Source organism: Butyrivibrio sp. NATIVEDY162 (assembly GCF_045999815.1).
Classification (GTDB): Bacteria; Bacillota; Clostridia; order Lachnospirales; family Lachnospiraceae; genus Butyrivibrio.
The window spans coordinates 991,917-1,004,586 of the sequence record NZ_CP172573.1 but is presented as its reverse complement, the minus strand read 5'-3'; the positions used below and the strand labels follow the sequence as shown (position 1 = coordinate 1,004,586).

Sequence of the window (12,670 nt, the reverse complement as noted above, 5' to 3'; positions counted from 1 at the left end):
GATAGTAACACATTTGACCTTTATATTCAAATATTAAGGGCGGAATGAGATTTCAATCAGAGATTTTCAAGAAGTATTGGCACCAGGCCATCATTATTATTATCAGCCTTTGTAATAATATCAGCTGCTTCTTTTGCCATATCAACACCGTTTATCATTGCAACACCTGTTCCTGCAGCCTTGATCATTGAGATGTCGTTTTCTTCATCTCCTGCAGCAATAGTGTCACTGTGGGATATATGAAGATAATCGGCAAGCCTTGTGACAGCACTTCCTTTACCTGCTTCTGAGTTGAATATTTCAAGATAAAAAGGACTTGAATACAGGGTAGTCAGTCTGCCGTTTCCAAGCTCCTCAATTTTATCTTTAAATCTGTCAATTTTAGCTTTATCCTTAAGCTCGATTCCGATAATCTTGCAGGGGCTATCGGTAAGCATGGAACATATATCATCTGTTATGATATAAGGCGTTTTAATTACTCTTCGGTAGAATTTGAGCTCTTCATCATCTGAAGGGCTTAAGATATTGGTATCATTATATGTGTGGCAGTGTATGCCATATTCCTTTGCAAGTGCAAATATTTGAGGAACAAGATCCATAGGGACACCTGTCCTGAATACATCTTTTTTGGCGTCACAATCATAGATTTCTGAACCATTATAAGCTATCAGAAAACTGCCGGGAAAAAAGAGATCGTTCTCTTGCTGAACCGCCTTAGCACTATCCAAAGCGCGCCCTGTACTTATGGCAAAATGATTTCCTGCGGAGGTGAATTTCTTTAAAGCATCCATGGTAGCAGGAGTGACTTTTTTCTCACGGGTTAATAAGGTCCCGTCTAAATCTGTGAAAAATATTTTACTCATGTTGATTCCTATCCTAATATAATCAAACTTACAATTCAAAAATACTAACATATTTACTGAGGTTATTCAAATCAGTTGTCAATTGAAAGTAGTAAAGCTCTTTTGTATAATGGAGATGTAATAGTTTTTGCATATGTGATGCCATTTGCGATTGTTGTATTTGTTTTTTGATGAAAAGAGAAGAATAATATGAAAATAGTTGATCTGCACACACATTCAACAGCTTCTGACGGAACCTATTCACCAACTGAACTTGTAGATTATGCTGTGGAGAAAGGACTTTCGGGACTTGCTCTTACAGACCATGATACTGTCTGGGGATTGTCTGAGGCCATGGAGAGAGGTGAGATGTATCCTGACCTTGAGGTTGTTCCGGGCATCGAGTATTCCACGACCTATTCAGGCAAGAGCATTCATATTGTAGGACTATATATTGACTACAAGGACAAGAAATATCAGGAGAGCCTGAAAGGCTTCAAGGATTCCAGAGTTGAGAGAAATCGCAAAATGGCTCAGAAGCTTACTGATTATGGGATTCCTGTAACCTTCGAGGAGCTTGTAGAGATGAATCCCGGAGCGATTATTACAAGGGCGCATTTTGCTAAATATCTGTTTCATAAAGGATATGTTACCAGCGTGAAGGAAGCCTTTGACAGATACGTAGGAGATCATGCTCCCTGCTATGTGCCAAGAGAGAAGATAACACCTCAGATGGCCATAGAGCAGATTTTGGCAGGGCGCGGCGTGCCGGTACTTGCGCATCCGGTTTTATACGGTATGGGAAAAGATGCTATGGATACCCTTGTTCATGAGTTAAAGGATGCAGGTCTTGTTGCAATCGAAGCGCTATATGGAACCTACACGGCACAGGATGAGCGAGATATCAAAGCTCTGGCAAAAAAATATGATCTTCTTATAAGTGGAGGATCCGATTTTCACGGTGCTAATAAGCCTCATATAGACCTTGCTGTAGGTACAGGACGAATGGTTATCCCTATGGAAGTATTGGACCATATCAAGGAATTTGCCAAGACTTTAAGATAAGTGGTGCTCTTTAAGGCATTTAGCTATACAGTAAAACATGTTCAAAGATAAATAAAAACCGGCTTGCTTTATTGCATGCCGGTTTTTATTGTGCGTCTAATTGGAGTACGTTTCTAATATTTAGATTATTGAATGCCTATATTTTTTCGCGTTCTATAGCAATTGATATCAATCATCTATATCAAAATTTTCCAAAATATTTTTCTTTTTAGTAGGCTTAACATCCCCATGCTTTACCATAGACATTGTTATGAATGCAGCTACCGAGAAAAACAGAGCATAAGGGAATAAAATTCTATAAGATACATGCTCAAGCAAAAATCCTGAGAAGATGGGTGTAAACACCTGAGCTGCCATGGAAAATGTATAGTATAGACCGGTATATTTACCCAGAACATTACTCCTACCCATCTCGACTACCATAGGATATGAATTAACATTGATGGCTGCCCAGCCGATTCCAATCAGGGCAAAGTAGAAATTCATTATGGTATTAAAGGATGGCATGAGAGCGGCTGCAAAATAACAGATACTCATCAGAGCAACTCCCAGGAGTATAGTGAGCTTACGTCCTGTTTTTACAGACAATGCACCGATGGGAATATATGCTACAACAGCTGCTATGGTTGCAACCATTAGACAATCCGCATATGCACCGTTGTGAAGATCCCAAACCTCTGTTACATATCTTGAAAAAGCAGTTGTTACTGCATTATAAGCCGTGAACCACAAGAAGACAGATAACAATAGAAATGACATACTTTTTTGAACATCTTTTGTGAGAATTTGCTTCACAGAACCATCTGTATTTTGAGTGTCGGCCTCTGCGAGCTCTTTCCGGATTATATCACCTTCACCATCAAAATCATCGACACCCTCACGTACTTTAGATATCAACTTATGTTCGGGTATAGTGATAAATAGAATCAATACAGTCAGAACCATAAAAATAACAAGCGAAATCATAAGCGGAATGTAATTGGTGTCTGCTTCATTTTCAGCAGATTTTAGAAGCGCTTTTATCATAACTAGTGTATATACAGCACCGAGTGTACCCATGAGATTGATTATGGCATTCGCTTTACTTCTGTGTACCGCCGGAGTCAGCTCAGGCATAAGTGCAACAGCAGGAGAGCGGTAGGTTCCCATTGATAACAACAGTAATAGTAAAATGGCAATGAAAAGAGCCAGATTACTACTTATATGTGCCACATAGATAAGTGTGAATAAAAGAACAGCTGATATAGCAGTACCACCCAGTATAAACGGCATCCTCTTGCCTATACGGGTATCAACCTTATCTGACAGGGCTCCAAAAAGCGGTAGCATGAACAGCGCAAGAACATTATCAAGAGCCATAATGACGCCTGTAAAAGTCTCACCAAGTCCAAAATGATAGGTTAGAATTTTTGGAATTTCATTGTCATAGAATTGCCAGAATGAGCATATTGACATGAAAGCCAGACCAATAAGAATAGTTCGTTTGTAATTCATTTTCACCATGTTATTTCCCCCGGTTGTAAGCTTTTTTCATACATAAATTTTACCATGCTAACAGCCCGGTGTCTTGTCTGAATGACAATTTGTTTAATTACTTTGTCTGACTCTCAATATGCGTCGGCATCTTTAATAGCTGTAGCCAACATGACCACACGAAAAATCCCACCGGATACAAATATCCGATGGGATAAAAAAACAATTATAATTTTTTTCCGGTTAAAAGCTCATATGCTTCTTCATATTTAGCAATTGTTTTATCAATTACGTCTGCAGGAAGGTTGTAATCGCTTTCCGGATTTGCTTTAAGCCAGTCTCTTACAAACTGCTTATCGAAAGAGGGCTGTGACTTGCCGGGCTCATAGCCTTCTACAGGCCAGAAACGGCTGCTGTCAGGAGTGAGCATTTCATCGGCGAGTACTACTTCACCTGCTTCATTAAGACCAAACTCAAACTTGGTGTCAGCGATTATGATGCCGCGTGTAAGAGCATAGTCTGCACACTTTTTATAAAGAGCGATAGTGTAGTCGCGCAGCTTTTCAGCATATTCCTGACCGTGACCGGGGAAGTCTCTCTCTAGTACCTCAACGGAACGCTCGAAGTTGATATTTTCATCATGGTCACCAATCTCAGCCTTGGTTGAAGGAGTGTAGATGGGTTCAGGGAGCTTATCGCATTCCTTAAGTCCCTCCGGAAGCTTTATTCCGCAAACTGTGCCGTTCTCTTTGTAGCTGTTCCATCCGCTGCCTGTTATATATCCGCGAACTATGCACTCGATGGGAAGCATTGTCAGCTTCTTGCAGAGCATACTGTTACCGGTAAACTCAGGCTTTCTGAAAAACTCGGGCATATCAGCTGTATCAGTGCTGATCATGTGGTTACTGACAATATCTTTGGTATAATCAAACCAAAATTTTGACATCTGGGTGAGAACAGTACCTTTTTTCTCAACCTTGTTCTTAAGAATTACATCGAAAGCGGAGATTCTGTCAGTTGCTACCATTATAAGAGCATCACCAACATCATAGATCTCACGAACCTTTCCTTCCTTTACCGGACTATATTCCTGCATAGCTTCCTCCCTTCGGCGATGAATGCAATCAGCACAGCTGACATAGAAGACATGGCCGATTATGTATCCATTCGCAATAAAAAATATTATATGATCATCTGCTTATCTTAAATGGTTTGAAAATTCTCAATAAGATAATCAGTCATCATTATCTTCTTCTTCGTTAGTGCTGTAAACTGTACGTTTTCTTGCCATTGCATCACTTTCAAGATACTCATCATAAGTAGAGCGCTTATCGATAAGTGAGCCGTCAGGCAGGATTTCCATTATTCTGTTTGCTGTAGTCTGAACAACCTGGTGATCACGACATGCAAAAAGCTCAACACCCGGGAACTTGATCATTCCCTGGTTAAGTGCGGTTATTGATTCCATGTCAAGATGGTTTGTAGGCTCATCGAAGATTAGGCAGTTTGCACCGCTTATCATCATTTTACTAAGCATACATCTGACCTTTTCACCACCGGAAAGAACTTTGACTTTTTTAACACCGTCTTCACCGGCAAAGAGCATACGGCCAAGGAAACCGCGGACATAAGTAACATCCTTGATTTCAGAATAACCGGTAAGCCACTCAGTTATAGTGTAGTCATTATCAAATTCAGCTGTATTATCCTTCGGGAAGTAAGCCTGTGAAGTTGTTACACCCCATTTATATGTACCTTCATCGGGTTCAAGCTCTCCTGTAAGGATCTGGAAGAGAGTGGTCTTTGCCAGCTCATTGCCGCCGACAAATGCAATCTTGTCATCATGCTGAACAACAAATGATATGTTATCAAGAACCTTCTCGCCATTAATCGTCTTGCTGATTCCTTCAACTGTAAGAACCTCATTACCAATTTCCCTGTCAGGTCTGAAATCAATGTAAGGATACTTTCTTGAAGAGGGTTTTATAGTATCAAGCTCAATTTTTTCAAGAGCTTTTTTACGTGATGTAGCCTGCTTACTCTTACTTGCGTTAGCCGAGAAACGTGCGATGAACTCTTTTAATTCCTTGATTTGTTCTTCCTTCTTCTTGTTCGCTTCCTTCATCTGACGGATCATCAGCTGTGATGACTCATACCAGAAGTCATAGTTTCCTGCATAGAGCTGCATTTTACCGTAATCGATGTCGGCGATATGTGTACAAACCTTGTTAAGGAAGTAACGGTCGTGGGATACGACGATAACAGTATTTTCAAAATTAATGAGGAATTCCTCAAGCCATGCAATAGCATCCATATCCAAATGGTTAGTAGGCTCGTCGAGTAGCAGAATGTCGGGGTTACCGAAAAGTGCTCTTGCAAGAAGAACCTTGACCTTCTGATTACCGTCAAGCTCTTTCATCAGCTTGTAGTGAAGCTCAGTCTCGATTCCAAGTCCGTTGAGGAGGCTCTCCGCGTCTGACTCAGCTTCCCAACCGTTCATCTCTGCGAATTCACCCTCAAGTTCACTGGCACGGATACCGTCCTCGTCTGAGAAATCTTCCTTGGCGTAAATTGCTTCCTTCTCCTTCATGATCTCATAGAGACGGGCATTACCCATGATAACGGTATCGAGAACCGGGAATTCATCATATTTAAAGTGATCCTGCTCAAGGAAAGAGAGACGTTGACCGGGTGTGATTACCACATCACCGTTTGTTGTCTCGAGCTTTCCGGATAATATCTTAAGAAAAGTGGATTTTCCGGCACCGTTGGCACCAATGATACCGTAGCAGTTGCCTTCCGTGAATTTTATGTTTACATCTTCAAACAGAGCCTTTTTACCGACTCTAAGTGTGACATTATTTGCACTTATCATGCTTTGGATTCCTCCGAATGTGTTTCTTCTATAATTATGTAACCAACTTGGTATTATATTTGATAGCTATAAAAAAAGCAATAGAACTTTAAGCGGCGAACAAACCAACATTTGCACGAAAAAATAGAATTTTTTTGGTAAAAAAGTCTTGACATTTTATTTTTTTATACTTGTCAAATTATGAGTTAGATATTAAAATATCAAAGGCGTTTTAAATAAGGTACGCAGGAAGTCAGGTAGTAGATTTGAAGATTCTTCTGATTATATTTTTAATTTTGGTTGTTCTTTACCTTTTGGCTATCATGCCACGCATGATCGGGGGACCTTCTGCCGAGAAGCTACTTGCTCAGAACCTGTATGCGCACAGAGGATTGCACGACAATAATTCCGAGGCTCCAGAGAATTCAATGGCTGCTTTTAAGAAGGCTGTCGATGCCGGGTATGGAATAGAGCTGGATGTACAGCTCACGAGGGATGGGGTTCCCGTAATTTTCCATGATTTTACATTAGCCAGAGTGGCAAGATATGACGGTCAGTTGCCTGAGAATGCTGTGAAGAATGAAGATGGCTCTTTTGGAGTAGCAGGTAAGGTTATTGATTATACCTACGAAGAGTTGCAACAGTTTCATCTGTTGAATTCAGGGGAGAAGATACCTAGGTTTGAGGATTTTCTTAAACTGGTAGACGGTAAGGTGCCACTTATAATTGAACTTAAGATTGAGCTTTTCGATGTAAGTGTTTGTCCTGTTGTGGATAATATGCTCAGAGAATATAAGGGAGTTTATTGCATAGAGTCCTTTAACCCGCTTGGATTGTGGTGGTATAGAAGACACCATAAGGATGTTTTCCGAGGCCAGCTTTCAGATGAATTTTTCAGACAGCCTGAGACAATTTGGCACACACCGCTGTATTATTTACTTGCTTTTTTGGTATTTAACTTTTTGACCAAGCCTGATTTTATTGCATATAACCATACTTATGCCGGCAACATCTCCAGAAGACTGTGTCACGGACTGTATAAAAATACTGCTGCAGCATGGACTATTAAAAGCCAGGCAGAGCTTGATGAGAGACGCAGTGGATTTGATATCTTTATTTTTGAAGGTTTTATTCCTTCTTAATTATGGTAATTACTATGTTTCGTCATAGTTAATTATATAAAAATAGTAACATTTAATGGAAAGGGTTTTACCGAATCGAATAATCGGTAAGAAAGGTAGTGAAATGGCGAAAAAATACGTTTACATGTTTAGCGAAGGCGACATGACCATGAGAAACCTTCTCGGTGGTAAGGGTGCTAACCTCGCTGAGATGACATCAATCGGTCTTCCTGTACCTCAGGGCTTCACAATTTCTACAGAAGCTTGCACACAGTACTATGAAGATGGTCGTAAGATCAACGACGAGATCATGGCTCAGGCTATGGAAGGCGTTAAGAAGATGGAAGAGATCAACGGCAAGAAGTTCGGCGATCTTCAGAATCCTCTTCTTGTATCTGTTCGTTCAGGTGCTCGCGCATCAATGCCTGGTATGATGGATACAATTCTTAACCTTGGTCTTAATGACGAGGTTGTTGCTGCAATGATCAAGGGCAATCCTGATCCTGCATTCGAGCGTTTCGTATATGATTCATATCGTCGTTTCATCCAGATGTTCTCTGACGTTGTTATGGAAGTAGGTAAGAAGTACTTCGAGCAGCTCATCGACAAGATGAAGGAGCAGAAGGGTGTTAAGTTTGACGTAGACCTTACAGCAGCTGATCTTAAGGAGCTTGCTGAGCAGTTCAAGGCTGAGTACAAGGCACAGCTTGGTTCTGATTTCCCTTCAGATCCTGTAGAGCAGCTTAAGCTTGCTATCGAGGCTGTATTCCGTTCATGGGATAACCCTCGTGCTAACGTTTACCGTCGTGACAACGATATCCCTTATTCTTGGGGAACAGCTGTTAACGTAATGCCTATGGTATTCGGTAACCTTAATAATGAGTCTGGTACAGGTGTTGCATTTACTCGTGACCCTGCAACAGGTGAGAATAAACTTATGGGTGAGTTCCTTATCAACGCTCAGGGTGAGGACGTAGTTGCCGGTGTTCGTACACCTATGCCGATCGCTCAGATGGAGAAGGAATTCCCTGAAGCATACGCAGAGTTCATCAAGGTTTGTGATACACTTGAGAACCACTATCACGATATGCAGGATATGGAGTTCACAGTTGAGAACAAGAAGCTTTACATGCTTCAGTGCCGTAACGGTAAGAGAACAGCTCCTGCTGCTCTTAAGATCGCTTGTGACCTTGTTGATGAGGGACACAAGACTCCTGAAGAAGCTGTAGCAATGATCGATCCTCGTAACCTTGATACACTTCTTCATCCTCAGTTCGACGCTGCTGCTCTTAAGGCTGCTACTCCTATGGGTAAAGGTCTTGGTGCATCACCCGGTGCTGCTTGCGGTAAGGTTGTATTCACAGCTGATGACGCTGTAGCTTGGGCTGAGAGAGGTGAGAAGGTTATCCTTGTTCGTCTTGAGACATCACCTGAAGATATCACAGGTATGAAGGCTGCTCAGGGTATCCTTACAGTACGTGGTGGTATGACATCACACGCTGCCGTTGTTGCTCGTGGTATGGGTGAGTGCTGCGTATCTGGTTGCGGCGACATCAACATGGACGAGGAGAACAAGAAGTTCACACTTGCTGGAAAAGAATTCCACGAAGGAGACTTCATCTCTATCGACGGTACAACAGGTAACATCTATGATGGCGTTATCAAGACTGTTGACGCTCAGATCGCCGGCGAGTTCGGACGTATTATGGATTGGGCTGACCAGTTCAGAAGACTTAAGGTTCGTACAAATGCTGATACACCTGCTGATGCTAAGAAGGCTCGTGAGCTTGGTGCAGAAGGTATCGGTCTTTGCCGTACAGAGCACATGTTCTTCGAGGAAGACAGAATTGCTGCTTTCCGTGAGATGATCTGCTCAGATACAGCTGAGGAGAGAGAAGCTGCTCTTGAGAAGATTCTTCCTTATCAGCAGAAAGACTTCAAGGCTCTTTACGAAGCACTTGAGGGCTGCCCTGTAACAATCAGATTCCTTGATCCTCCGCTTCATGAGTTCGTTCCTACAACAGACGAAGATATCAAGAAGCTTGCAGATGCTCAGGGCAAGAGCGTAGAAGACATCAAGGCTATCATCGCTTCTCTTCACGAGTTCAACCCTATGATGGGTCACAGAGGATGCCGTCTTGCAGTTACATATCCTGAAATTGCTAAGATGCAGACAAAGGCTGTTATCCGTGCAGCTCTTGAAGTTCAGAAAGAGCATGCTGACTGGAACGTTAAGCCTGAGATCATGATTCCTCTTGTATGTGAAGTTAAAGAGCTTAAGTTCGTTAAGAAGGTTGTATGTGAGACAGCAGACGCTGAGATCGCTGCAGCTGGTGCTAAGCTTGAGTATGAGGTTGGTACAATGATCGAGATCCCGAGAGCTGCTCTTACAGCTGACGAGATCGCTAAGGAAGCTGATTTCTTCTGCTTCGGTACAAACGACCTTACTCAGATGACATTCGGATTCTCTCGTGATGACGCTGGTAAGTTCCTTAACGCTTACTATGATGAGAAGATCTTCGAGAACGATCCTTTCGCTAAGCTTGATCAGACAGGTGTTGGTAAGCTTATGGATATGTCACTTAAGCTTGGTAAGCCCGTTAATCCTAACCTTCATGTTGGTATCTGCGGAGAGCACGGTGGAGATCCTTCATCAGTTGAGTTCTGCCACAAGATTGGCCTTGACTATGTTTCATGCTCACCTTTCCGTGTACCTGTTGCTAGACTTGCAGCAGCTCAGGCAGCTATCGCCGAGTCACGTCAGTAAAAGATGCAAGCTGTTTTTTGGGAACTTTTGAAATCTCCAAAGATTTCATGAAGCAAAGTATGAGGATTTATCATCCGGAAAATACTTTCCATTACCCAGAAAAGCTTGAAATAAAGCTATTCCTAGTATAGGGTGTCTGCTTAGACACCCTATATTTTTTTACTTAAGATTAATTTCAACCAAGCTGTAATGAGAGCTAGACACAAGAAATTGTTGACTGCATTCGACAAAATTTTTGTCAGAAGTTCGGGAAATCCGAACAGTAAAAATTAACCATTTTGGAAAAAGTTCGGAATATCCGAACTTAGAAGGAGGTTCAAAAATGTCGGAATTTACAGCTAAAAAGCTTAAAGAAGCGCGTGTTAGGGCAGGTTTTACTCAGGATGAAGCTGCAAAGCTCATGAACTTGAAGAAGACGACCATGAGCGAAATGGAAGCTGGGAAGAGAAGTATATCTGCTGATGAACTTGCACAGTTCTCTCGTATCTATGAAGTGGATGTAAGAGAATTACTGTTCCTAGAGTTTACGGAAGCAGGTGAAGAGCAGAGACTTGCAGCTAAGTACAGTTCGTTCTTTAAATTACTTGAGAAATTATCTGATCGTGATATTGAAGATGTTTATTGGGTAATAAAGCGTAAGGTTGAAGGATTACTTTAAAAATTAAATATGGTATGGGTACCCGCATGGCAGATCACACCTGCTTTGCGGGTATTTCTTATATATTGATATATACGCATTGACTACATATAATGAAGATAATAATACACGCATTGACTACATTTGTATAGGAGGTAGTGCCATGGATAAGGAAATATATAGCATTGAAGGTATAGATATTGAAGTGGAAAAAACTGATAAAACAGACGCTGATGCTGTACGCCGGAAGATGGCATATGCGTTTAAGATGATTAGAGCACAGTCAGGAATGAATAGAAAGGATTTTTCTGCCTGGCTTGGTATTCCATATAGAACTATGCAGGAGTGGGAACTTGGTCGTAGGGCAATGCCGGAATATGTACTTCGTTTGATTGCTTATAAGGTTCAGATGGAGAAGGAAAGGGGGAACCTATAATGACAGTATTGTATGGTATTGGAACAGTTTTTAGATTTATCATTAGAATCGCATTATTGCCGGTTCAGGCGGTTCTTACATTGCTGATGCTTGCAATTGGTTTTATTGGAGGCTTGGCAAATATTGTATGCTGGTTGTTAGGGGCTTTCTTTGTGATTGGTGGTATCTGTTCATTTATTAATGGAACTGCATCTCTTGGATGGCAAGGACTTATTGTGGGTATCATTGTTGCAGTGGTTCCTCAAGCATTAACTCTATGGGGAGCAGAAGGGATTGGTTGCTTAAAGGAATTATTAGCAAGAATATAAAGCTATAGTGTGTTAAGATAAGAAGCAGCACGAAAAAGTGCTTATTTTGATAAATCGGCAGTTTGTAAGGTTCTTATGTTAGAGAAAGAGCTCGATAACTTCCAGTTTAATCTGCTTAATCTGCACATCAACCCATGAAGGGGTGTTAAGTATTTCTGCATCGTCACCCACAAAAACTCTGCTTGCTTCCCCGTCATTCATCAATGTATATCGAGAAGCGGAAGCTGACGCCGTATGACGCGAAGGATTCTGGCGGCGAGACGGTCAAGTGGTACCGTGTCAGGAAGACATGGGCGGATAGTAAGAGTCAGAAGGGCACTTACAAGGTTCTTGCCAATGCGAAGAAGTGTGCAGATCAGAATCCTGGATATAAGGTGTTCGATGCTGACGGCAAGGTGGTGTATGAGCCTAAAACGGCGGAGCCTGCGGTGAAGGTGCCGTTTCTGGTACAGGTGAAGATCAGTGATCTGAATATCAAGAAAGGTCCGGGAACCAACTATGATAGGGTTCAGTTCTGTCCTCCGGGTATTTATACCATTGTGACTACTTCCAGTGGTGCGTGGGCTTCTCTTTGGGGGAAACTGAAAAGCGGGATTGGCTGGCTGAGTTTGGATTTCTGCCAGAGAGTGTAATAATTGCGGCTGATGGAGTTTTGTCTGTCAGCTGCCTTTTTTTGAATTTTCAGTTGACAAGTCAATACAATTTCAGTACAATTGACTTGTCAACTGAGATGGAGGAATTAAAATGTTAAAAGCAGGAACATATATATCTGTGTTGATGCGTCAGCTGAATTTGTTCTTTGGTCATGAACTATCTGATGTTGAGATTACAGCATCGGAGCTGATGTACCTTTCACAGCTGTATAATAGAGACGGACTTACCCAAGAGGAGATGGCAGCTGTGATTACCGTAGATAAGGCGGCAACGACAAGAACTATCCAGGGAATGGAGAAGAAAGGGCTTGTCCGCAGGGAAGCGCACGAAGAAAATTACCGGGCAAAAAGGGTGTATCTGACTGATAAGGCGAAGAACGCAGAGCCGCGGATCCGTGAGCTTCAGAAGAAATGGGTGGATTTTATTACACAGGACATGACGCAAAAGGAAGCAGAGGTCTTTGCTGCTCAGTTAAAGAAGATGGCACAGCGGGCAAAGGAGATCAACCAGTAA

The 12,670-nt window shown here is 41.8% G+C and carries 13 protein-coding genes; 8 read left to right on the top strand and 5 right to left on the bottom strand.

The genetic code is table 11. The features are described from left to right. Positions 1-56: 56 nt before the first annotated feature. Complete coding sequence (locus ACHCNF_RS04095) at positions 57-863, bottom strand: Cof-type HAD-IIB family hydrolase (protein WP_408071518.1); 807 nt, start codon at positions 861-863, stop codon at positions 57-59. A 189-nt stretch (positions 864-1,052) separates the two neighbouring features. Here ACHCNF_RS04095 and ACHCNF_RS04090 point away from each other — a divergent pair, with 189 nt between their 5' ends. Further along, entirely contained in the window at positions 1,053-1,907 is an 855-nt protein-coding gene (locus tag ACHCNF_RS04090; protein WP_408071517.1) for a PHP domain-containing protein, read from the top strand. A 168-nt stretch (positions 1,908-2,075) separates the two neighbouring features. On the opposite strand, the gene ACHCNF_RS04085 is transcribed toward ACHCNF_RS04090, so the two are convergent. The 3 genes from ACHCNF_RS04085 to ACHCNF_RS04075 form a co-directional block, all read right to left on the bottom strand. Beyond that, the gene (locus ACHCNF_RS04085; protein ID WP_408071516.1) at positions 2,076-3,410 is read right to left on the bottom strand and encodes an MFS transporter; all 1,335 of its coding nucleotides are present in this window, start codon (positions 3,408-3,410) and stop codon (positions 2,076-2,078) included. 196 nt (positions 3,411-3,606) lie between these two features. Continuing rightward, positions 3,607-4,476, bottom strand: coding sequence for a phosphoribosylaminoimidazolesuccinocarboxamide synthase (locus ACHCNF_RS04080; protein WP_408071515.1), 870 nt, complete (start codon positions 4,474-4,476; stop codon positions 3,607-3,609). A gap of 138 nt (positions 4,477-4,614) precedes the next feature. After that, positions 4,615-6,255 (bottom strand): ABC-F family ATP-binding cassette domain-containing protein, encoded by a 1,641-nt coding sequence (locus tag ACHCNF_RS04075; RefSeq protein ID WP_408071513.1) that lies wholly within the window; start codon positions 6,253-6,255, stop codon positions 4,615-4,617. Positions 6,256-6,500: 245 nt separating this feature from the next. Between ACHCNF_RS04075 and ACHCNF_RS04070 the strand changes: the two genes are divergently transcribed. The 5 genes from ACHCNF_RS04070 to ACHCNF_RS04050 all read left to right on the top strand — a co-directional run bounded on the left by ACHCNF_RS04070 (position 6,501) and on the right by ACHCNF_RS04050 (position 11,503). Further along, positions 6,501-7,376, top strand: a complete 876-nt coding sequence (locus tag ACHCNF_RS04070; protein WP_408071512.1) for a glycerophosphodiester phosphodiesterase family protein — start codon at positions 6,501-6,503, stop codon at positions 7,374-7,376. Between the two features lie 103 nt (positions 7,377-7,479). Continuing rightward, complete coding sequence (gene ppdK / locus ACHCNF_RS04065) at positions 7,480-10,122, top strand: pyruvate, phosphate dikinase (protein ID WP_408071511.1); 2,643 nt, start codon at positions 7,480-7,482, stop codon at positions 10,120-10,122. A 322-nt stretch (positions 10,123-10,444) separates the two neighbouring features. Next, positions 10,445-10,780: a helix-turn-helix transcriptional regulator gene (locus ACHCNF_RS04060; RefSeq protein WP_051233765.1), complete on the top strand. Its 336-nt coding sequence runs from the start codon at positions 10,445-10,447 to the stop codon at positions 10,778-10,780. A 142-nt stretch (positions 10,781-10,922) separates the two neighbouring features. After that, entirely contained in the window at positions 10,923-11,195 is a 273-nt protein-coding gene (locus ACHCNF_RS04055) for a helix-turn-helix domain-containing protein (RefSeq protein WP_242826790.1), read from the top strand. Then, positions 11,195-11,503: a hypothetical protein gene (locus tag ACHCNF_RS04050; protein WP_408071510.1), complete on the top strand. Its 309-nt coding sequence runs from the start codon at positions 11,195-11,197 to the stop codon at positions 11,501-11,503. The genes ACHCNF_RS04055 and ACHCNF_RS04050 overlap by 1 nt, the downstream gene beginning before the upstream one ends. A 78-nt stretch (positions 11,504-11,581) precedes the next feature. Here ACHCNF_RS04050 and ACHCNF_RS04045 read toward each other — a convergent pair whose 3' ends face one another. Continuing rightward, positions 11,582-11,704, bottom strand: a complete 123-nt coding sequence (locus tag ACHCNF_RS04045) for a hypothetical protein (RefSeq protein WP_408071509.1) — start codon at positions 11,702-11,704, stop codon at positions 11,582-11,584. 2 nt (positions 11,705-11,706) lie between these two features. Here ACHCNF_RS04045 and ACHCNF_RS04040 point away from each other — a divergent pair, with 2 nt between their 5' ends. Beyond that, positions 11,707-12,135 carry a hypothetical protein gene (locus tag ACHCNF_RS04040; RefSeq protein WP_406547180.1) on the top strand — a complete coding sequence of 143 codons (429 nt, stop codon included), beginning with the start codon at positions 11,707-11,709 and terminating at the stop codon, positions 12,133-12,135. Positions 12,136-12,247: 112 nt separating this feature from the next. Continuing rightward, on the top strand, positions 12,248-12,670 hold the full coding sequence (locus ACHCNF_RS04035) for a MarR family winged helix-turn-helix transcriptional regulator (protein ID WP_026670958.1): 423 nt from the start codon (positions 12,248-12,250) through the stop codon (positions 12,668-12,670).